Here is a 20,176-nt window from a genome sequence, read left to right on the forward strand (position 1 = left end):
CCCGCCCCCTCAGCCCTCGTAAAGCTCGATGGGCAGCCCGTCGGGGTCAGGCAGGAAGGTGAACTTCCGCCCGGTATATTCATCCACCCGCACCGGTTCCACCGCCTGCCCCTTGGCCTCAAGCGCGGCCTTCGCGGCCTCGACATCATCGACGGCAAAGCACAGATGCCGCGCGCCGCAGGCCTCGGGCCGCGACGGGCGCAAAGGCGGGGCAGGAAAGGAAAACAGCTCGATCTGCCCGCCATCGGGCAGCCCAAGGTCCAGCTTCCAGCTTTCCCGCGCGGCGCGGTGGTTCTCGGCCAGCACCGGCAGGCCCAGCACTTCGGTATAGAACCGTTTCGACGCCGCATAATCGGAACAGATCACCGCGACATGGTGAATACGCTTCAGCATCAGTGTTCGTCCTTCAACAAAAGCCAGAGCGCGATCATCACCGCGACGACGCCCAGTATAACCCGCCCCGCCGGTGCGCCATGGCCCAGCGCGATCTGCCACAGGATCACCCAGGCGGGCGTCAGGTAGGTATAGGCCATGACCTTGGCCGAGGGCAGGCGGAGTGCGGCGTATTGGGTCAGCACGAAGGACCCCGCCGTGGCGAAGACGACCGTATAGGCCAGCGTCACCCAGACGATGCCCGGCAGCGCCGCCCAGTCCGTCGCCCGGATCGCACTCCAGCCCAGCACCGTCAGGACCAGCGTCCCCGCCACGACCATGCCGAAGGTGAAGACCAGCGGCCGCTCGCCCCGGTTCATCAGGCGGACGAAGGGAACATAGGCCGCATGGACCATGCAGCCGACGAAATAGATCGCCTCCCCCCGCCCGATGTCGAACCGCAGAAGCGCACCAAGATCGGCGCGGAAGATCACCCACAGCGCCCCCGCCGCCCCCACGGCCAGCGCCAGCGCCATCCGCGCCGTCGTCACCTGCCGCAGCAGGACCCAGCCGAAAAGCGCCGAGAGGATCGGCGTCAGGGTAAAGACCGCCGCCGCGGAAACCGGGGGCGCGGTCTTCAACCCCTCGAACATCAGCACGAAATAGCTGCTGAACAGCCCGCCCAGCAGAAGATAGCGCCAGGGGGCCGCGGCATCGCGCGCGGCGATCCCGCCCGTGGCCATCGCCGCGATGCCAAGCAGCACCGCCGCCAGGGCAAAGCGCAGCGCCGTGAAGGCTATCGGCGCCACCTCATTGGCCATCATCGCGCCCAGCGCGAAGGACCCCGCGACCAGCGCCGAAAAGACCAGCATCGCCAGATGGCCCTTCGCCGCCTCGCTCATCTCAGTCCAGCGTGCATTGCACCCGCGCATCCTCGCGCAGCGCCTTGACGAAGGTCTGGACGCGCGGCGTGCGGTGCAGGTCGACATGGGTGACAAGCCACAGGGTCGAATCCCAGTCCGGCCGGTGCGCCAGCGCCTCGACCAGATCCGGGTCGCGCTTTGCCGACAGGACCGAGACGAAGCCAAGCCCCACCCCCGCCCCGATCGCGTCGCGCAGCGCCACGGCTTCGTTGCTGCGGAAGGTGACGGCATCCTCATCGACCCGCGACCTGAGCCAGACCATATAGGGCGCGCGGCTGTCCAGATCGACCGGCCCGACGAAACGGTGGGCCTTCAGATCCTCCTCACCCTTCGGCAGGCCATGGCGGTCGACATAGGCGGCCGAGGCGTAAAGTCCGACATGATAGGTGCAAAGCGGCTGGACCACGTTGTCCGGCTCCTGCGGCCGCCCGCCGGCCCGGATCGCCACATGCGCCTCGCCATATTCCAGCCGGAAAAGCCGCGAGTCCGAGACATAGCGCACCCTCAGATCGGGATAGTCCACCTGAAGCCGCGCCAGCGTCGGCAGGACCACATCGGTCAGGCCGGGCAGCGAGGTGACGACAAGTTCGCCCGACACTTCCGTCGTCGCCCCGGTGATCCGCGCGGCGAGATGGGCGAACTGATCCTCTGTCGTCTGCGCGACCTTCAAAAGCTCCTGCCCCGCCTCGGTCGGCGTGTAGCCGCGCGGGTGGCGCTGAAACAGCTTCGCGCCCAGCCGCTGCTCCAGCGCGTCGATATGGCGGATGACGGTCGCATGATGAACGCCCAACACCTCGGCCGCGCCGCTGACCGTCCCGATCCGCGCCACCTGATAGGCGGTGCGTACCTCGTCCCAGTTCTCGAAAGCCATTCTTATGTGCATCCATTCACAGTTCAGGTGCATCAAATCGCGTTGTGTTTGCCAGCGCAAGGCTCATCTTCTGCGAAACGCAACCACTCCCCGCAAGGACCCCTGACATGACCAACATCCTCCGCGTCGAAAGCTCCATCAAGGGCGAGGCTTCGGTCTCGCGCAAGCTGACCGACCGTATCATCGCCCGCCTCACCGCCGCCGATCCCGACGCCACCGTCACGCTGCGCGACCTTTCCACCGGCGTCCCGCATATCGACGGCGCCTGGATGGGTGCCGTCTTCACCCCGGCCGGGACCCGGACCCCCGAGCAGGCCGACCGCGCCGCCTATTCCGACGCGCTTCTTGCCGAGGTGCGCGCCGCCGACACGCTCGTCATCGCGCTGCCGGTCTACAATTTCGGCGTCCCCGCGCCGTTGAAGGGCTGGATCGACCACCTCGCCCGCAAGGGGGAGACGTTCCAGTATACCGAAGCCGGGCCGGAGGGCCTTCTGAAAGGCAAGCGCGCCATCGTCGCGCTGTCCTCCGACGGCACAAAGATCGGGTCCGAGATCGACTTCGCCTCGGGCTATATCCGCCACATGCTCGGCTTCTTCGGCATCACGGACGTGGATTTCATTGCCGCCGACCAGATGGTCTTCGGCCCCGAAGAAACGCTGCAAAAGGCCGAGGCGCAGATCGACGCGCTGGCCGCCTGACCCCCGGCGCGGCCCCGCCCGCCGGGGCCGCCCCTTCCCCGCCCGCGCTTGACTCGCGCGGCCCTCTCCCCTAAACGACCCCGGATTCCCGGAGGTGTCACAGCTTCCGGTCCCGGCGCCCCAGCCGGGATCGCCATCCGTCAGCGCGTTGCGCCCACGGGTGCGTTTGTCGTTTGGACGTCCGCTGACTATCTTGCGGGCAAAGGTAACCGGCCAAGGAGGGCCTGCGATGTTCGAAACCCTGTCAGAACGCCTTGGCGGCGTCTTCGACCGGCTGACGAAGCAGGGCGCCCTGTCCGAAGACGATGTGCGCGTCGCGCTGCGCGAGGTGCGCGTGGCGCTTCTTGAGGCCGACGTCTCCCTCCCCGTCGCGCGCGACTTCGTGAAGGCGGTCGAAACCAAGGCCACCGGCCAGGCCGTCACCCGCTCTGTCACGCCCGGCCAGCAGGTCGTGAAGATCGTCCATGACGAGCTGGTCAAGGTCCTTTCCGGCGACACCGACCCCGGCACGCTGAAGATCGACAACCCGCCCGCGCCGATCCTGATGGTCGGCCTCCAGGGCTCGGGCAAGACCACCACCACCGCCAAGCTCGCCCGCCGCCTGAAGGAGCGCGAGAAAAAGCGCGTCCTCATGGCCTCGCTCGACACCAACCGCCCGGCGGCGATGGAACAGCTTGCCATCCTCGGCACCCAGATCGGCGTCGATACCCTGCCGATCGTGAAGGGCGAAAGCGCCGTCCAGATCGCGAAACGCGCGAAGCAGCAGGCGACGCTGGGCGGTTACGACGTCTACATGCTCGACACCGCCGGGCGCCTCCATATCGACGAAGTCCTGATGGATGAGGTGCAGGCGGTCCGCGATGTCGCCAGCCCGCGCGAAACGCTTCTGGTCGTCGATGGCCTGACGGGTCAGGACGCCGTGAACGTCGCCACCGAATTCGACGGCAAGGTCGGCATCACCGGCGTCGTGCTGACCCGGATGGACGGCGACGGGCGCGGCGGTGCTGCGCTTTCCATGCGCGCCGTCACCGGCAAGCCGATCCGCTTCGTCGGCCTGGGCGAGAAGATGGACGCGCTTGAGACGTTCGAGGCCTCCCGCGTCGCGGGCCGCATTCTCGGCATGGGCGACATCGTGGCGCTGGTCGAAAAGGCCCAGGAAACGCTCGAGATGGAGCAGGCCGAGCGCATGATGAAGCGGTTCCAGAAGGGCCTCTTCAACATGAACGACCTGAAATCCCAGCTTGAGCAGATGCTGAAGATGGGCGGCATGCAGGGGCTGATGGGCATGATGCCCGGCATGGGCAAGATGCAGAAGCAGGCCGAAGAGGCCGGTTTCGACGACGGCGTCCTGCGCCGCCAGATCGCCCTCATCAACTCGATGACCAAGAAGGAACGCGCCAACCCCGACCTGCTGCAAGCCAGCCGCAAGAAACGCATCGCGGCGGGCGCGGGGCTTGAGGTGTCCGATCTCAACAAGCTTCTCAAGATGCACCGCCAGATGGCGGACATGATGAAGAAGATGGGCAAGATGGGCAAAGGCGGAATGCTGAAACAGGCCATGAAGGGCATGTTCGGCAAGGGTGGCATGCCCGACCCGTCGAAGATGTCGCCCGCCGAACTGGAAGCCATGTCCAAGGGCATGCAGGAAAGCCTTGGCGCGGGCGGCAAGCTGCCGGGCCTTGGCGGCCTTGGCGGCATGAACCTTCCCGGCGGGCTTTCGGGTCTTGGCGGCTTCGGGAAGAAGAAGTAGCCGCATGCGGTCACCCTGGTCCAGAATCGCCCGCAATAAGCACGATCCCGCACCCGCGGATCGTGCGGCAGCGGGCATGGGCCGCGCCCCCGATCTGATGACCGACCGGCTGCGCCTGCGCATGCCCCGGCTTGAGGATTTCGAACACCGCGCCGCCTTCTATGCCAGCCCCCGCGCCGCGCATGAGGACGGGCCGGTGAACCGCGCGATGGCCTGGCGGATCTGGGCCTCCGAGGTCGGCCAATGGCCGCTTCTGGGCTACGGCCCCTTCTCGGTCGAGGATCGCAAGACCGCCGCCTATCTGGGCGAGGTCGGGATCTACAACCCCGTCGGCTTCCCCGAACCCGAACTCGGCTGGTTCGTGACGCCGGAGGCAGAGGGCAAGGGTTATGCGGCCGAGGCCGCGCTGGCCGTCATGCGCTGGGCGCGCGCGCGTTTCGGCTGGGACCACATCATCAACATCATCGCCCCCGCCAACACCCGCTCCATCGCGCTGGCCCGCCGCCTCGGCGGCGTCCATTCCAACCGCCCCGGCCTCGACGAAGGCGACGTGGTGATCCTGCATGACCTGAGGGCGCTGGCATGATCGTCCCGGCTTCTTCGTTGCCCAAATACTCAAACGGCACCGCCCCCGCCGCAGCCCGCCGGTCGGTGGCATGTCGCTACAGATACCCTACGCGAACCCGACGCATCCCCTACGGTTTCAGGAGGTCCGAATGACTGACGCAACGACCCGCGCCGCGGCCCTTCTCAAGGGCCACCGGGAGTCGATCGACCGCCTCGACGCCATCCTCGTCTTCACGCTTGCCGAACGGTTCAAGCACACCCAGGCGGTCGGCCGGCTCAAGGCCGAACACGATCTTCCGCCCTCCGACCCGGCGCGTGAGGCAAGCCAGATCGAGCGTCTGGAAAAGCTTTCGGATGAGGCCGATCTCGACCCCGAATTCGCCAGGAAATTCCTGAACTTCGTCATCAGCGAAGTCATCAGGCATCACGAGAAACTGCAAAAATGAAACGCCGTAGGATGGGCAATATTGCCCATCCTACGCAGCCATAAATAGGAGAAACTGACATGGCTATGAAGATCCGTCTCGCCCGTGGGGGTTCCAAGAAGCGCCCGCATTATTCGATCGTCGCCTCCGACTCGCGCATGCCGCGCGACGGCCGCTTCATCGAAAAGCTCGGCACCTACAACCCGCTCTTGCCGAAAGACAGCGAGGATCGCGTCAAGATGAACATGGAGCGCGTGCAATACTGGCTTTCCCAGGGCGCCCAGCCGACCGACCGCATCGCCCGCATGCTTGAGGCCGCCGGCGTCCGCGAGAAGGCCACGCGCGCCAACATGAAGAAGGCCGAGCCGGGCGACAAGGCCAAGAAGCGGGCCGAGGAAAAGGCCGCGAAATCGGCCCAGGCCAGCGAAGCCGCTGCCGCCCCAGCCGAGGAAGCGCCCGCTGCCGAAGAAGCGGCCTCCGAATAAGGCTTTGAAAACACATGCTGGTCGGCTTCTTCCTGCGCCGGATCGTCACCGTCACGCTGTGTGCGGGATCGTTCTGGCTGGGGATCAAGACCGACCGGCTGTTCACGGCAAACCCGGCCGCCGCCCCGGTGGCGGCCGATTGCGGGGGGACCACCGATGGCAACTGACCGGGTCTGCGTCGGCGCCATTGGCGGCGCCTTCGGCGTGCGCGGCGAGGTGCGGCTGAAAAGCTTCTGCGCCCAGCCCGAGGCGATCGCGGCCTATGCGCCGCTTTATACCGAGGATGGCAGCCGCAGCTTCACCGTCCGCATCACCCGCACCATCCCGAACGGCTTCGCCGCGCGGCTCTCTGGCATCGCGACCAAGGAAGAGGCCGACGCGCTGCGCAACGTCAACCTTTACGCCGACCGGGCGATGCTGCCGAACCTGCCGGACGACGAATTCTACCACGCCGACCTGATCGGGCTTGAGGTTTTCGACACCGGCGGCGCAAGGCTCGGCACCGTCCGCGCGATCTTCAATCACGGCGCGGGCGATATTCTTGAGATCTACGCGCCCGGCCGCAAGACCGCGCTTCTGCTGCCCTTCACCCGCGCGATCGTTCCGACCGTGGACCTGACCGCAGGCCGCATCGTCGCCGACCCACCGGAGGAATCCGAGGCGTGAGCGGGGAGGAAAAACCCAAGTCCCACGGACGTTTGCGGGTGTCTGTCTCGGCTCAGCCGCGTGACCTGATGGCGCCGCAGCGGGTCAAGGGCGCCTGGGCCGCGCGGATCGTCACGTTGTTCCCCGAGGCGTTTCCCGGCACGCTCGGCCTTTCCCTTACCGGCAAGGCGCTGGATCAGGGGCTTTGGTCGCTGGAAACCATCGACCTGCGGCCCTTCGGCATCGGCAAGCATCGCAACGTCGATGACACGCCCGCCGGTGGCGGCGCGGGCATGGTGCTGCGCGCCGATGTCGTGGCCGCCGCGCTCGATCAGGCCGCCATCGGCACGCCCCCCGACCGCGCCGCCTGGCCGGTCGTCTACCTGTCGCCGCGGGGAAAGCCCTTCGACCAGGCCATGGCCCGCCGCTGGGCCGCGGCCGAGGGCATCACGCTGCTTTGCGGAAGGTTCGAGGGTGTGGACCAGCGCGTGCTGGACCATTACGCGATCGAGGAGGTGAGCCTTGGCGACTTCGTCCTGACCGGCGGCGAGATCGCCGCGCAGGCGATGATAGACGCCACGGTGCGGCTTTTGCCCGGCGTCCTTGGCAATGCCTCTTCCACCGAGGAAGAAAGCCATTCCCACGGCCTTCTGGAGCATCCGCAGTATACAAGACCGGCAGTCTGGGAGGGACGGGAGATCCCATCCGTCCTCACCTCCGGCAATCACGCCGAGGTGGAGAAATGGCGGCGGACGGAAGCGGAACGGCTGACGCGGGAGAGGCGGCCGGATTTGTGGGCAAAACGGCGTGGGCCGTAGGATGGGCAATATTGCCCATCCTACATAGGCCTCCCGGCCCTTGACCCACCCCTCCACCACAACTATACCCCGCCCGTCCGGGGCTTTGACGAGTCGTCCGGGCTGTTGTCCGTTGGCCCATGCCCTTCGCTTTCTTCGGCAAGGTCGGCCACAGGGCGGCATGAAAAGGAACGATGACCTGAACCTCCGGCGGGCGCGGCATGCGGACCCGATGAAGACGCGGAGCTCTGAGGCGCGAACACCATCGCGGACCCACCGCGAGCAACTGGAAAGGATCACGCGATGAACCTGATCGCGCAACTGGAGGCCGAGCAGATCGCCGCTCTCGGCAAGTCCATCCCGGACTTCAAGGCGGGCGACACGGTCCGTGTCGGCTACAAGGTGACGGAAGGCACGCGCTCGCGCGTCCAGATGTACGAAGGCGTCTGCATCTCCCGCAAGGGCGGCGGCATCGCGGCCTCGTTCACCGTCCGCAAGATTTCCTTCGGTGAGGGCGTCGAACGCGTCTTCCCGCTTTACGCGACCAACATCGACTCGATCGAGGTCGTGCGCCGCGGCCGTGTCCGCCGCGCCAAGCTTTACTACCTGCGCAGCCGTCGCGGCAAATCCGCCCGGATCGCGGAAGTCACCAACTACAAACCCAAGGCCGAAGCCTGAGGAGCGGGACCATGAAAAAAGACATCCATCCCGAATACCACACGATCTCGGTCAAGATGACCGACGGGACGATCTATCAGACCCGTTCGACCTGGGGCAAGGAAGGCGACACCATGTCGCTCGACATCGACCCGCTGGCGCATCCGGCCTGGACCGGCGGCAATGCCAAGCTGATGGATACCGGCGGCCGCGTGTCGAAGTTCAAGAACAAGTACGCGGGCCTCGGATTCTGAGCCTGCCGCGCTTTGCAAGTCGAAGCGCACAACATATAGTAGGGGCGCGCTGGAAACAGCGCGCCTTTTGATTCCGGCAGGCCGGAAAAAGTCGGGGACAGTCGCGTGGCACATATCATCGTCGTGGGGAACGAAAAGGGCGGTTCGGGGAAATCCACCACCTGCATGCATGTGGCGACGGCCCTTGCGCGGATGGGCCACAAGGTCGGTGCGCTGGATCTCGACCTTCGGCAGCGCAGTTTCGGGCGCTATATCGAGAACCGCCGCGCCTTCATCCGCAAGGAAGGCATCGACCTGCCGCTGGCCGATTACCGCGACCTGCCGGAGGTGGACCAGTCCACGCTGGCCGAGGGGGAGAACGCCTTTGACCACCGCCTGTCGGCCGCCGTCGCGACGCTTGAGCATGAGGCAGACTTCATCATCATCGACTGCCCCGGTTCGCATACGCGGCTAAGCCAGGTGGCGCATTCGCTGGCCGATACACTCATCACGCCGCTGAATGACAGTTTCATCGACTTCGACCTGCTGGCGCGGGTCGATCCCGATACCAGCCGCGTCATCGGCCCGTCGATCTATTCGGAAATGGTCTGGCATGCGCGGCAGTTGCGCGCGCGGGCCGGGCTGAAGCCCATCGACTGGATCGTGGTGAGAAACCGCCTTGGCGCGCAGCAGATGCACAACAAGCGGAAGGTCGGCGCGGCGCTTGAGCAGCTGTCGAAGCGGATCGGGTTCCGCGTCGCGCCCGGTTTTTCAGAGCGGGTGATCTTCCGCGAGCTGTTTCCCCGCGGCCTGACGCTTCTGGATCTGAAGGATGTCGGGGTCGAAAACCTCAACATCTCGAACGTCGCCGCGCGTCAGGAGGTCCGGGACCTGATGAAGGAGCTTCACCTGCCCGGCGTCACCGTCAACTTCTGAGGCCAAGGCGGCCTCAGATAGCCTGCGCGTGACGCACGAAGAGCGAGGGGGCGACCATGCGCTTGCGGCGCTGCGCTTCCTTGCCGAGGTTGGACAGACGCTTTTCGAACGCGTCGGGCTTGTCCGACTTGGTGCGAGAGAACTGGCTGATGATCTTTTCTGCGAGTTTCATGTCTTCCGTCCCGTGGTGATCGTTGTCGTTGGATCAAAGATGCTGATGCGGGGTGGCGAAAACGTGGCGCGGAAGCGGAAATACACGGGATTTATCGCGGCGGTTGAAGGGGTTATTGTTCCGGGTGACCGCAACAATAGGGCGAAAGCGCCGTGATCCGGCTGCCATCGGGTACAACGTCACGGGTAAAACACAATCGGAGCGCGAATCCGGGCCTTATTTTGTCACGCCCCCCCGACCCCCAACCGGTCGACCATGGGCCAGGCCCCGGCTTGCATTTCCCGCCCCGCTGGCCGACACGAAGACGGGACCTCAACGCGGGGAGAGGGCGAAAACCATGCGAATCGCAGTGATCGGCGCGGGCTCGATCGGGCGCCGCCACCACGGCAATCTGGAAACGCTGGGGGCAAAGGCGGTCCTGATCCCTTATCGGGAGTTCCGGCCAGACGGCAGCCAGCTTGAGGGTTGCGACGGTGTGGTCGTCGCCACCGCCACCCAGATCCGCCGCCCATTGATCGAACTTGCGGCGGCGCGCGGCCTGCCCTTCTACGTCGAAAAGCCGCTCAGCCATGACCGCGCCGAACTGGCCGCGATCGAGGCCGCCGCCGCCACGGTCGCCGAACGGTCGATGATCGGCTATATGATGCGCTATCACCCGGCCTTCCGGTACCTTGCCCGTATGGACCTGTCCGACATCTACCGCGCCCGGTTCGAGATCGGCCATGACGTCCGGCAGTGGCGCGAGAACTGGAACTTCGCCGACAGCTACGCGGCCCGGTCGGGCGGCGGCGGCGTTCTTCTGGACCTGTGTCATGAGCTTGACATGGCGGTCACGCTGTTCCCGGCCCTGACGCCCGACAGCGTGACGAGCCTTGGGCATGATCGCTATCCCGGCGTCGATTTTTCCGATGAGATCGCGCTGTCCGGGGGTAATGCCGCCGCGACCGTGTCGATGGACTATCTCTCCCCCGCCTTCCTGCGTCGGCTGAACCTGCGCGGCACCACGCATACGGTCGAATTCGATCTTCACGCCGAAAACTACCTGATCGCGACGCATGGGGTGTGGGAACAGCTGTCCCTGCCCTTCGAACGCAATGCGATGTTTCTGGCGGCGATGGCCGATTTCCTTGCCCTGATCGCGGGGGAAACCGTGTCGGACGTTGAACACCTGCCGCGCTTCGATCTGGCCTTGCCGTCGGCCCGCAGGATCGTAGAAGCCTATGAGGCCCGGCATTTCACCGGCACCATCGCGGGGGATTACTGATGATCATCGGCCATATCGGTGTGCGCAAGGGATCGAAGGGCGTTCCGGGCAAGAACTTCCGCCCGCTCTGCGGCCGCCCGCTGATCGACTGGTCGCTCGATCAGCTTCTGGACCACCCAGAGGTCGATACCGTCGTCGTTTCCACCGACAGCGAGGAAATCCTGGCCCATGCCGTCAAGCGCGGCTGTCTCGACATCGGGTTGCGCCCGGCCCATCTGGCGACCGACAGCGCCGGGAAATGGGGCGTCTGGCAGCACGCGCTTGACGCGGCCGAGGCGCTGGCGGGCAAGGCCGGGGCCTTCCTTGACCTCGACGCGACATCACCGCTGCGCGACCCAGAGGACATCACAAGGGCGCTGGCGCTTTTCCACGATCAGCGCCCGGACATGGTGATGTCCTGCTGCGAGGCACGCAAGAACCCCTATTTCAACCTGGTGGAACCGGATGAAACCGGTGCGCTTCATGTCTCCAAACCCCTGCCCGGCGGCGTCGTCGCGCGTCAGCAGGCCCCGGTGGTCTATGAACATGCGGCATCGACCTATGTCGTGGCGACCGGCTACCTGCGCCGCGCGAAGGGCCTTTATGAAGGCCGCGTCATCCCCTACCTGATGGACCCGGAGCGCTGCGTCGATATCGACAGCGAGTTCGACTTCCGTCTGGTGGAATTCCTCATGTCCGAAAAGCTGAAAGGTCAGGCCCATGTCTGAGCAATTGAAAGGCCGCACCGTCTTCATCACCGGCTCGGGCGGTGTGCTGGGGTCCACCTATGTGCGCCGGATGCTGACGGCGGGGGCGCGGGTGGTGTCCTCGGACCTGCCGGGGCATCGGGCGGACGCGCTGAAGGCCGCGCATGAGGGGAACGGGAACTTTCGTTTCTACGACCTCGACGTCGGCGACGAGGCGCAGGTGGAGGGTATCTTCAAGCGCATCATGGCGGACGGGTGGGAACCGAACGTCGTCCTGAACAACGCCGCCATCACGGGCGAGCTTCTGATGGGCGCGGGCAAGAGCTTTCCCGACTTCGCCAATACCTCGGTCGCGGACTGGGAAAAGACGCTGCGCACCAACCTGACCGGCGCCTTCATGATCGCCCGCCAGATGGACCGCGACATCGTCGGGCGCTACCCGGCGGCGCTGATCAACGTGGCGTCTATGTACGCGCTCAATGGCCCGCATCACCAGATCTACGAAGGGATGCCGTTCAAGAGCTTCTCGGCCTATTCGACGACCAAGGCGGGCATTCACGGGCTGACGCTGTGGCTGGCGGGGTACTGGGCCAAGCGGCAGGCGACGGTCAACACCATCGCGCCGGGCGCCGTCTTCAACGGCCATTCTGACGAATTCCAGCGCCGGGTGGGGGAGCTTATCATGGCCGGCCGGATGGGCGCGCCGGATGAGATTGCGGACGTGATGCTGTTTCTTTGCTCGAAGGAAGCGGGCTATATGACCGGCCAGCTTGTGAACGTCGACGGCGGGTTCAGCGGCTGGTAGCGGCCAGAAGCTTTGGAATCGCCGCCAGCGTCCGTTCCGTCGCCCCGGCATGGGCCGCGAAGAAGGCGGCGATCTGCGCATCGGTCGGCGCGAAACCCGCGCCGGGGGCAAGGGCCGCATCCAGTTCGGCGGGGGTCTGCACATGCAGGCAGACACCGGCGGCGATCGCCTCGACCGCCGGATATTCGATGGTGTGAATGTCCGGCCCGACGATAACGGGCTTTTTCACCGCCAGCGGCTCGATGATGTTATGCGCGCCGTGGGGGGTAAAGCCGCCGCCGACGATCACCCGGTCGGCCAGGGCGAGGTAGAAATACATCTCCCCCAGACTGTCGCCCAGAAGGATGTCGGCGGGCGCCGCCTGCGTCACAGCCAGATCGGTGCCGAACATCGCGCTGCGCCGCGCGAAGGGCAGCCCGCGCGTTGAAAGAAGCCCTGCGACCGTGGCGAAGCGTTCGGGCGCGCGGGGGACATAGACGAAGACCGGGCGCGGCAGACCGGCGGCGTCATGGGCGGCAAGGCTGCGTTCGATGGCGTCAAGGTAAAGGTCATCCTCCCCCTCCACCACGCTGGCCAGCGTTACCACCGGCCTGTCGGCGGCAAGTGCGGCGCGCGCGGCCGGTGCCGCCGCCAGAAGCGCGGGCGGGATCGGCTGATCAAAGCGCGTCTCACCCGTCACCGCGATGGGCGCGACACCCACCGAGGCGAAGCGGTCGCGCTGAAGATTCGATTTCACCAGCGCCCCGGCGAAACCGCGCATCAGCTCGGCGCGAAGGCCAAGGCCCTGCCGGTCCCGCGCATAGGATTTCGACGGATACTGCGCGTTGCACATGAAAAGCGGCACGCCCGCCTTGCGGCATTCCATGATCATCGCGGGCCAGATCTCGATCTCCATCACCAGACCGAAGAACGGGCGGAAGGCGCGGAAGAAACGCCGCCAGGCAAAGCCGAATTCGAACGGCACCCAGACGGTGCGAACCGTTCCGGCGGCGATCTCCGGGGCGAAGACCTTTTCCGCCTCGCGCCGCCCGGCGGGGGTGAAATGGGTCAGGACGACATGCGCGCCGCCCTCAAGGAACGCCCGCACCAGCGGCGCGGCGGACCGCATTTCGCCCAGCGAGACGGCATGGACCCAGACCGGCGGATCGCCCGCCATCGGCGTGTGGCGGCCGAAGCGTTCGGACAGGTGGCGGGTGTAGTCGGCATCCTTGCGGCCGCGCTTGCGCAGGTAGAGCAGCACGAAGGGCAGCCCGATCCACCAAAGCGCGCGATAGGCCCAAAGCGCGATCCGCAACCGCGGCGACGGGAAGGCAGGATCAGCCATGCGCCCCCTCCCCCAACAGTGCGACGAGCCTGTCGGCAAGATCGGCGATGTCGGCGGCGCCCTCCTTAGCCAACGCCCCGGCGCGCGCCGCGACGGGGGCCAGATCGCCGGACAGTTCCGCCACGACGCCGTCAGCATCCTGCACCGGGCGCGCCGCATCCGCCGCGTCCAGCACCGCGTAATCCGCCGCGAAATTCGCCACGCGCGGGCCGTGCAACACCGCCGCCCCCAGCCGCGCCGGTTCCCATGGGTTATGCCCCTCTACCGGCCCGAAGGTGCCGCCCATCAGCACCCGGTCGCAAAGCCTGTACCATAGCCCCATCTCGCCGAAGGTGTCGGCGATATAGACATCCACCCCCTCCGGCCCCGCGCCGGTGGCGCGTTGCGCGACACTGAACCCCGCGCGCCCGGCGGCATCGGCAATCTCTGCCCCCCGCTCAACCCGGCGCGGCGCGAGGATGAGGAGCGCGCCGTCCCCCGCCCGTCGCAGGGCGGCAAGGGCCTTGAACGCCACCCCCTCATCCTCGGGGTGGGAGGAGGCCAGACACCAGCGCGCGCGCGCGCCCAGCGCCGCCTCAAGCGCCGCGAGCGCCTGCGGATCGGCAGCCAGCGGCGGCGCCGCGACTTTCAGCGAACGGTGCCGCAATACCGGCCCCGGCGCGCCCAGCGCCTCCAACGCCTGTGCGCTGCCCTCATCCTGCGCCGCGATCAGGGAAAAGCGGGCGTAGAGATCGGCGTAAAGCCGCCCCGCCCGCGCCCGCGACCGGCCCGCCCGATCATTCATCCGCGCATTGACCAGCGCCAGAGGGATGCCCCGGTCATGGATCGCCCGCACGAAATTGGGCCACAGGTCCTGTTCCGACCAGACCGACAGATCGGGCCGCCAGTGGTCAAGAAAGGCGCCGACAAAACGCGGCGCATCGACGGGCAGGAATTGATGCACCGTCCGGGGCGGCAGGTTCGCGGCCACGACTTCGGCCGAGGAACGCGCGGTAGAGGTGATGAGGAAATGCAGATCCGGCCGCAGCCCGGCCATCTCGGCGATCAGCCCGCGCAGCGCCATGACCTCCCCCAGCCCCACGGCGTGGAGCCAGACGAGCGGCCCCGTGGGCCGCGCCAGCCCCGTTTCCGCCAGCTTCTCGCGCCAGCGCGTTGGGTCCTCCTTGCCGCGTGCCAGCCGTCGCCTCAGCACCATGGGCGCGATCAGCCCAAGGCCCCGCGCCGCCCAGCCATAGACCCGAAGGGCCATGCCGGTCGGTGCGCTCATGCGCCGTCCCGGTTGTGGTCGTGGAATTTCTTCTGAAGCGTCCCGTCCCAGAAGGCGGGATCGTTCAACACCTCCACGAACCGCGCCGCCGCGCGGCCCGCGCCAAAGGCTTCATGGCGGGGGAAGCTGCGGCCCCAGTCGTCACGCAAAAACCGCGCGATGGTCGCCGCGTCGTCGGCCGTAGCCGAAGTGATCGAGGGCGCGTCAGAGCGGTTGGTCTGCCGGGTGCCGATGTCAAGCGAGGGGATGCCCAGGAACGGCGCCTCCCGCACCCCGGCCGAGGAATTGCCGACCATCGCCTTGGCGTTCTTCATCAGTTCGGAGAAATGCGAAAACCGCATCGAGGGCAGCACCCGGAAGCGGTCCGAGGGCAGCGCGTCGAGCGCCTTGAACACCGCCGCTGATCCGGGATCGTTGTTCGGCGCGATGACCACGAAATTGCGCCCCGAGGCATCGAGCGCATCAAAAAGCGCCGCCGCCTGCCGGCCCATCGTCTCGGCCTCGGAGGTCACGGGATGAAAGACGCAGACGCCGTAATCCGCGAAGGGAATGTCATAGCGCGCGCGGACCGCGTCGATGCCGACACCCGAGGGCGCGGCGTGAAAGTCCAGCTCGGGCGAGCCGATGACATGGATACGCTCCGACGGCTCCCCCAATGTCCGCACCCGGTCGGCCGCGGCCTCGGAGGACACGAAATGGTGGCTGGCGAGCTTGGTGTTGCAGTGGCGAAAGACCTCGTCAATGGTGCCGGAGACCTCCCCCCCCTCGATATGGGCGGAACGGATGTAATTCGTCGCCGCCACCAGCGCGGTCGCCAGCGCCTCGACCCGGTCGCCATGGACGACGACGAGGTCGGGGCGGTGTTCGGCGACATAGTCGGAAAAGCCGGTCACGGTCTTGGCCAGCACAATGTCCTGCGGATCGCCCGCGCGCTGGTTGAGGAATTCGTGGACCCGCACACCTTCGACCCGGTGAACCTCATTCTTGGTCAGCCCGTAGCGGTCGAGCATATGCATCCCGGTGACGAAGAAGCCCACGCCATAGCCCGCATCACGGGCCGCGATCGCCAGGGGTTCGATCTTGCCGAAATCAGCACGGGTGCCGGTCACGAAGAGGAGGGAGCGGGTCATGGAGCCAGCTCTTTATTCCTGTCGCTCGAATGCGACGACCGTCCCCCCGAACAGATCCACACGCGGAGACAGGCCCGCGGACAGGCAGGTCTCGAACAGCCGCTTGATCTTCTCGGGGGAGACGAGCGAGGGATGAACCTCAATCACCGCAGCACGGAAGCCCGACAGGTCGATGCCGTCGAACAGTTCCGCTTCGGCCCCCTCGATGTCACAGATAAGAATGTCGGGACGGAACTCGGCCACAACGTCGGGGAAGGCGACGACGGGAACTTCGACCGTGCCAGCCACTTTCTTGTGTTCGACGACGGAACTGGCGCCAAAACTGTTGTGAACGAAGAAGGAGCGGCCCTGCGCATCAGCCTTCGGAAACACGAGTTGGTTGCGGATTTCCGTATTGGTCAGGCCATTGAGCTTGTGCAGCGTCTTGATGTGGGGAATCAGCGCCGGGTTGGCCTCGAAGATCAGAAGATGCGCGTTATCCGCGGCATTTGCGGCAACACCCGAGACGATGCCAAGACCGCCCCCTAGCTCAAGCAGCCTGTCGCCCTTGCGGACAAGACCCAGAAGGGCGTTCACTTCGGGTCCCTCGTAATCGCCGCGGTATACGAACTTGAACGTTGTCCAGGTCGTCCGGCCCAGATGGAACCCGTCAAAGGGAACCCTGATGCCGTAGAACGGCAGCGAAGACCGCAAAAAGCGCGTGTAGTACATTATGCGGGCGATCAGCTTATTCATTATCGTTGGCTCCAATCCTCTGGCGGGGTCGTCCCTTTTCCCCTTGTCCGCGTCAAGCACCATTCCCCGGGATCGAGGCCCTGATCTCGTCCAGCACGTCCTTATATGGCGGGGGGAGGTCTCCTGCCGCAACGGCGTCGAGATAGCGCATCCGCATTTGGACGTGAAGCGATTGCGCCCCGGCGCCGGTAGGGCCTGTCGAACGTTTCATAAAGTCCATACCGAGCAGGGAGAGTGACGGATAGGGGAAAGAGGCGTTGAACCTGCGCCGTGTCGTCGTCCGCCGCACATGGGCAAGCACCTCGCGCCGCCACGTTTCATCCGGGGTGCGGGCGCGAAGGGCCGCCCCTTGGGCGGCAAGGTCATCTTCAGTATAGACACCGTATTTAAGCGTCAGGGACAGGGTGTCATCATCCGCCCGGTCCAGCGCTTCGACAAGCGTATCGGCAGAGAAGAGGCCAACGACCCGCAGCCCCCCCTTGCGCATGGCCTTCGAAAAGCCGCGTTCGCCCAGCCTAACGGCGTTGAACTTGTTGCTGGAGACGCGGTAGCGCTGCCAGTAAGACTTGAATACCGGGCTCTGCATCGCCGCGCCGTCGATGGCATAGAGATAGGATTCCACGAAGCCGCGACGAACAGACTTGACCACCCTGCGGCGTTCCTTGTCCGGGTGGAGGATTGTCCCGATCACGTCGCCGCTTGCCGTTTCCATCCGGGTGATCAGCGTCGATCCGGGCGCAAGCGGAAGCCAGATACTGTCATTGAGAACCAGAAGCCGTTCAGGCCGCACCCCCCATTGGTCCAGCAGCAGGATACCGTCGCGATAGCCGCCAAAGTCATAGCCGAAATTCGGCCGTTCGATCATCCGCCAGACCAGGGGATGCAGCGTATCGCGATCAACAGCCGAGAGCGGCGCATTGGAAATGATAAGCGGGGTATAGCCATTATCAACCAGATGTCGCAGCGTGATCAACACTGAGCGCGCGATACCCCTCGGCTGGTAAAGCAGAAAGACCGCCACCTTCGGCCCCAGCGGCACGCCGCCATCCTCGGGTTGCGGCAAGGCCCGGCGCCAGCGGTCGTGGCGCAGCTTGAGGATCGGTTCGTAGGCCAGGCCCGACAAAGCCCAGAAGTGCTGGCGCAACCGCCCGATCTCGCGACGGAGTTTCCAGGCCGGGATCACGACAGGGCCTCCGTGCAGGCCCACAACCCGCGCGGATCGGGGCCGTGGAGGCGGGCGGTGACCTTGGCGGCCTCGTCCGGGTGCAGCGTGCCGTCCGCCGCGTCGCGGTTCAACATCGGATAGTAGGCATCCGCCAGAAAGCTCAGGAACGCGGCGCGGGCAGCGGGATCGAAGGACAGCGCCCCGGGGTCCGAAAGCGCGGATGAGAGCGCTTCGGGCGTCGGGCAGTACCCGGCAATGCCGGGGATCGCCCAGAAACACTGGCCCAGCGCGACGACAGGCTTTTCGTAAAACATCGCCTCGAGGCCCACGGAGGAATTCACCGTTACCACCGCACGCGAGGCGGCAACCTGGGCGAAGGTGTCCGTGGCATTGTCGAGGACAAGTTTTGGGTGCTTGAGGCGGTCGATCAAATCCCCGAACGCCACCGGCGAGGTCGGGTGTTCCTTAAGCCTGAGGTGCCAGCCGTCGGGGAGACGTTTCGCCGCCTCTGCCATCGCCTCGATCACCGCCTCGACAGTGCGGAAGGCGCCGCCGAAAAGGCGAAGCTGACTGTCGCCCGGAACCTGAAGCGGGACAAAGACGAAAGGCTCGGTCAAAGGCCGGTCGCCCGCAGTCTCCTCGCGCGGGATAGCGCGGGTACGGGCGCGGATCGTTTCGCGCACCGTTCGCCAGCTTTCGGCCCCGTTGTCTTTCGCCCAGTCCAGATAGAAGGCCCCATCACGCGGCAGGCCGTTCTGGAAGTTTACGCCGCAAGGGTCCACCGTTACGCGGCCGGGAAACGGACAGAGTTCGAAATATAGTGTGCGGGCGCCGGCATCGCGGGCGCCGTCCATATAGACCCTTCGGCTGCCGTTCAGGCCGTTCCACGCCACCGCGACGGCATCGCGATTGGCCTCGAACAGCGCGCGGGCGCCGTTGTATTGCAGCCGCAGAAGAACCCGCTTGGCCGCAGCTTTGGCACCTTCGGCGGGCTTCTTCGTAGCGGTTTCGAAGGCCGCGGCAGCACGGTCGCGTGTTTCGGGATATCCCCTGACCCGCATCGGCGGCACCTTCAGCCAGCGGAACTGCCCCAGCGGCGAAAGCGTCCTTTCGACCGTCGCGCGCTTTGCCTTGCGCGGATCAAGGCAGAAGAAGCGGAGCGCCTCAGCCATTGGCACCGCCCTCCAAATCCCCCCATTTCAACTGCGTGTTCCGCGTCACCGCCCGTGTCAGCCGCTTGCCCACGACCTTGTCGAAGTCATAGCCCGCGATCTCTCCTGAACCGGGGCGACGCGCCCAGATGTCGGCTTCTTCGATCACATGGCCTTCGGGCAGGTCGCGGTCGGCAACGACCGAGGCGCGGGCGAAGCGGTAGACGGGTTCCTCGGCCTCGGTCCGTTGCTTGGGGTTGTTCGCGGCGATCCAGATTTCCTTCGAACGGTCGATGAGGAACCGCAGTTCCGCCGGGTCCATGGAATTGATGATATCCGGCCCCTTGCGATAGCGCGTGTCGGTGTAGTGCCGTTCCAGGATCGAGGCGCCCAGCGCGACCGAGGCCAGCGCCATTTCCGGCCCGATGGAATGGTCCGAAAACCCGACGACGGCGCGGGGGAAGGCGTTGCGCAGCTCCGTCACGCCCTTCAGCGACACGATCTCGGCCGGGCTGGGGTAAAGATTGGTGCATTCCAGCAGCGCGTAGTCCACGCCCGCCTCATCCAGGATCGCGACGCTGGCGCGGATCGTCTCGATGGTCTGCATCCCGGTCGACATAATCACCGGCTTGCCCTTTCGCGCGATGTGACGGATCAGCGGCAGATTGTCCGCCTCGCCCGAGCCGATCTTGTAGGCTGGCATGTCCAGTTCTTCCAGAAAATCGGCCGCCGCGCGGGAAAACGGCGTGGAAATCCAGATCATGCCCAGGGATTCGGTATAGCGTTTCAGCTCTGCCTCATCCTCCTGCGACAGGGCGCAGGCGGCCATCACGTCCCAGATCGAGACATCGGCATTGGGCGGGAAGATCGACTTCGCCTCATCCGTCATCTCGTCTTCAAGGATATGGGTCTGATGCTTGATCATCTCACACCCCGCCCCGGCGGCAAGGCGCACCATGTCCTTCGCGACGGCAAGATCGCCGCCATGGTTGATGCCGATCTCGGCGATCACAAGGGGTGGATGGGCGGGGCCGATCTCGCGGTGGGCGATCTTCATGGGGCTCTCACGGGTGGGACGGTGTCTTTTGCCGTGCTTACACGCTCTGCCCTGCGTTGAA

At 65.9% G+C, this 20,176-nt stretch carries 25 protein-coding genes; 14 read left to right on the plus strand and 11 right to left on the minus strand.

The window, feature by feature from the left end:
- Positions 1-9: 9 nt before the first annotated feature.
- Genes gloA2 through LX70_RS09045 form a run of 3 tightly spaced genes read right to left on the minus strand, consistent with a single transcriptional unit; the run spans position 10 to position 2,166 of the window.
- Positions 10-393, minus strand: a complete 384-nt coding sequence (gene gloA2 / locus LX70_RS09035) for an SMU1112c/YaeR family gloxylase I-like metalloprotein (RefSeq protein WP_105514302.1) — start codon at positions 391-393, stop codon at positions 10-12.
- Entirely contained in the window at positions 393-1,274 is an 882-nt protein-coding gene (locus LX70_RS09040; protein WP_105514304.1) for a DMT family transporter, read from the minus strand. Before LX70_RS09040 ends, gloA2 begins: the two co-directional genes overlap by 1 nt.
- A 1-nt stretch (position 1,275) precedes the next feature.
- The gene (locus LX70_RS09045; protein WP_105514306.1) at positions 1,276-2,166 is read right to left on the minus strand and encodes a LysR family transcriptional regulator; all 891 of its coding nucleotides are present in this window, start codon (positions 2,164-2,166) and stop codon (positions 1,276-1,278) included.
- Positions 2,167-2,273: 107 nt separating this feature from the next.
- On the opposite strand from LX70_RS09045, the gene LX70_RS09050 reads away from it, so the two are divergent.
- The 11 genes from LX70_RS09050 to LX70_RS09095 all read left to right on the plus strand — a co-directional run bounded on the left by LX70_RS09050 (position 2,274) and on the right by LX70_RS09095 (position 9,359).
- Entirely contained in the window at positions 2,274-2,864 is a 591-nt protein-coding gene (locus LX70_RS09050) for an FMN-dependent NADH-azoreductase (RefSeq protein ID WP_105514307.1), read from the plus strand.
- Between the two features lie 229 nt (positions 2,865-3,093).
- Complete coding sequence (gene ffh / locus LX70_RS09055) at positions 3,094-4,614, plus strand: signal recognition particle protein (RefSeq protein WP_105514309.1); 1,521 nt, start codon at positions 3,094-3,096, stop codon at positions 4,612-4,614.
- Positions 4,615-4,690: 76 nt separating this feature from the next.
- Complete coding sequence (locus LX70_RS09060) at positions 4,691-5,200, plus strand: GNAT family N-acetyltransferase (RefSeq protein ID WP_105514311.1); 510 nt, start codon at positions 4,691-4,693, stop codon at positions 5,198-5,200.
- 130 nt (positions 5,201-5,330) lie between these two features.
- Positions 5,331-5,627 carry a chorismate mutase gene (locus LX70_RS09065; RefSeq protein WP_105514313.1) on the plus strand — a complete coding sequence of 99 codons (297 nt, stop codon included), beginning with the start codon at positions 5,331-5,333 and terminating at the stop codon, positions 5,625-5,627.
- A 59-nt stretch (positions 5,628-5,686) separates the two neighbouring features.
- Complete coding sequence (gene rpsP / locus LX70_RS09070; RefSeq protein WP_105514314.1) at positions 5,687-6,091, plus strand: 30S ribosomal protein S16; 405 nt, start codon at positions 5,687-5,689, stop codon at positions 6,089-6,091.
- A 14-nt stretch (positions 6,092-6,105) separates the two neighbouring features.
- Complete coding sequence (locus LX70_RS20725; RefSeq protein WP_170076159.1) at positions 6,106-6,258, plus strand: hypothetical protein; 153 nt, start codon at positions 6,106-6,108, stop codon at positions 6,256-6,258.
- Positions 6,248-6,757 carry a ribosome maturation factor RimM gene (gene rimM / locus LX70_RS09075; RefSeq protein ID WP_105514316.1) on the plus strand — a complete coding sequence of 170 codons (510 nt, stop codon included), beginning with the start codon at positions 6,248-6,250 and terminating at the stop codon, positions 6,755-6,757. The genes LX70_RS20725 and rimM overlap by 11 nt, the downstream gene beginning before the upstream one ends.
- A gap of 68 nt (positions 6,758-6,825) precedes the next feature.
- Positions 6,826-7,554: a tRNA (guanosine(37)-N1)-methyltransferase TrmD gene (gene trmD / locus LX70_RS09080; protein ID WP_105514318.1), complete on the plus strand. Its 729-nt coding sequence runs from the start codon at positions 6,826-6,828 to the stop codon at positions 7,552-7,554.
- Positions 7,555-7,836: 282 nt separating this feature from the next.
- Positions 7,837-8,211: a 50S ribosomal protein L19 gene (rplS, locus tag LX70_RS09085; RefSeq protein WP_105514320.1), complete on the plus strand. Its 375-nt coding sequence runs from the start codon at positions 7,837-7,839 to the stop codon at positions 8,209-8,211.
- A gap of 11 nt (positions 8,212-8,222) precedes the next feature.
- On the plus strand, positions 8,223-8,444 hold the full coding sequence (gene rpmE, locus LX70_RS09090; protein WP_105514321.1) for a 50S ribosomal protein L31: 222 nt from the start codon (positions 8,223-8,225) through the stop codon (positions 8,442-8,444).
- Positions 8,445-8,549: 105 nt separating this feature from the next.
- Entirely contained in the window at positions 8,550-9,359 is an 810-nt protein-coding gene (locus LX70_RS09095) for a division plane positioning ATPase MipZ (RefSeq protein ID WP_105514323.1), read from the plus strand.
- A 13-nt stretch (positions 9,360-9,372) separates the two neighbouring features.
- Here the strand turns inward: LX70_RS09095 and LX70_RS20730 are convergent, their stop codons facing one another.
- Positions 9,373-9,531 carry a hypothetical protein gene (locus LX70_RS20730; protein ID WP_170076160.1) on the minus strand — a complete coding sequence of 53 codons (159 nt, stop codon included), beginning with the start codon at positions 9,529-9,531 and terminating at the stop codon, positions 9,373-9,375.
- A 337-nt stretch (positions 9,532-9,868) separates the two neighbouring features.
- Between LX70_RS20730 and LX70_RS09100 the strand changes: the two genes are divergently transcribed.
- Genes LX70_RS09100 through LX70_RS09110 form a run of 3 tightly spaced genes read left to right on the plus strand, consistent with a single transcriptional unit; the run spans position 9,869 to position 12,286 of the window.
- On the plus strand, positions 9,869-10,795 hold the full coding sequence (locus LX70_RS09100; RefSeq protein WP_146111574.1) for a Gfo/Idh/MocA family protein: 927 nt from the start codon (positions 9,869-9,871) through the stop codon (positions 10,793-10,795).
- A complete protein-coding gene (locus LX70_RS09105; protein WP_105514327.1) occupies positions 10,795-11,502 on the plus strand; it encodes an acylneuraminate cytidylyltransferase family protein in 708 nt (235 codons plus the stop codon). The genes LX70_RS09100 and LX70_RS09105 overlap by 1 nt, the downstream gene beginning before the upstream one ends.
- On the plus strand, positions 11,495-12,286 hold the full coding sequence (locus LX70_RS09110; RefSeq protein ID WP_105514329.1) for an SDR family NAD(P)-dependent oxidoreductase: 792 nt from the start codon (positions 11,495-11,497) through the stop codon (positions 12,284-12,286). Before LX70_RS09105 ends, LX70_RS09110 begins: the two co-directional genes overlap by 8 nt.
- Here the strand turns inward: LX70_RS09110 and LX70_RS09115 are convergent.
- The 7 genes from LX70_RS09115 to LX70_RS09145 are packed head-to-tail and all read right to left on the minus strand — an operon-like array spanning position 12,273 to position 20,115.
- On the minus strand, positions 12,273-13,610 hold the full coding sequence (locus LX70_RS09115; protein ID WP_105514331.1) for a 3-deoxy-D-manno-octulosonic acid transferase: 1,338 nt from the start codon (positions 13,608-13,610) through the stop codon (positions 12,273-12,275). The genes LX70_RS09110 and LX70_RS09115 overlap by 14 nt on opposite strands.
- On the minus strand, positions 13,603-14,877 hold the full coding sequence (locus tag LX70_RS09120; RefSeq protein WP_105514333.1) for a 3-deoxy-D-manno-octulosonic acid transferase: 1,275 nt from the start codon (positions 14,875-14,877) through the stop codon (positions 13,603-13,605). Before LX70_RS09120 ends, LX70_RS09115 begins: the two co-directional genes overlap by 8 nt.
- Positions 14,874-16,007 carry a UDP-N-acetylglucosamine 2-epimerase gene (neuC, locus tag LX70_RS09125; RefSeq protein ID WP_105514335.1) on the minus strand — a complete coding sequence of 378 codons (1,134 nt, stop codon included), beginning with the start codon at positions 16,005-16,007 and terminating at the stop codon, positions 14,874-14,876. The genes LX70_RS09120 and neuC overlap by 4 nt, the downstream gene beginning before the upstream one ends.
- A gap of 12 nt (positions 16,008-16,019) precedes the next feature.
- A complete protein-coding gene (locus tag LX70_RS09130; RefSeq protein WP_170076162.1) occupies positions 16,020-16,742 on the minus strand; it encodes an FkbM family methyltransferase in 723 nt (240 codons plus the stop codon).
- 52 nt (positions 16,743-16,794) lie between these two features.
- On the minus strand, positions 16,795-17,925 hold the full coding sequence (locus LX70_RS09135) for a rhamnan synthesis F family protein (protein ID WP_170076163.1): 1,131 nt from the start codon (positions 17,923-17,925) through the stop codon (positions 16,795-16,797).
- Positions 17,922-19,079, minus strand: a complete 1,158-nt coding sequence (locus LX70_RS09140) for a capsular polysaccharide export protein, LipB/KpsS family (protein ID WP_105514340.1) — start codon at positions 19,077-19,079, stop codon at positions 17,922-17,924. The genes LX70_RS09135 and LX70_RS09140 overlap by 4 nt, the downstream gene beginning before the upstream one ends.
- Entirely contained in the window at positions 19,072-20,115 is a 1,044-nt protein-coding gene (locus tag LX70_RS09145; RefSeq protein ID WP_105514342.1) for an N-acetylneuraminate synthase family protein, read from the minus strand. The genes LX70_RS09140 and LX70_RS09145 overlap by 8 nt, the downstream gene beginning before the upstream one ends.
- Positions 20,116-20,176 lie beyond the last annotated feature (61 nt).

The sequence above is a fragment of the Albidovulum denitrificans genome (genome assembly GCF_002973535.1).
In the GTDB taxonomy this organism is placed as follows: domain Bacteria; phylum Pseudomonadota; class Alphaproteobacteria; order Rhodobacterales; family Rhodobacteraceae; genus Albidovulum; species Albidovulum denitrificans.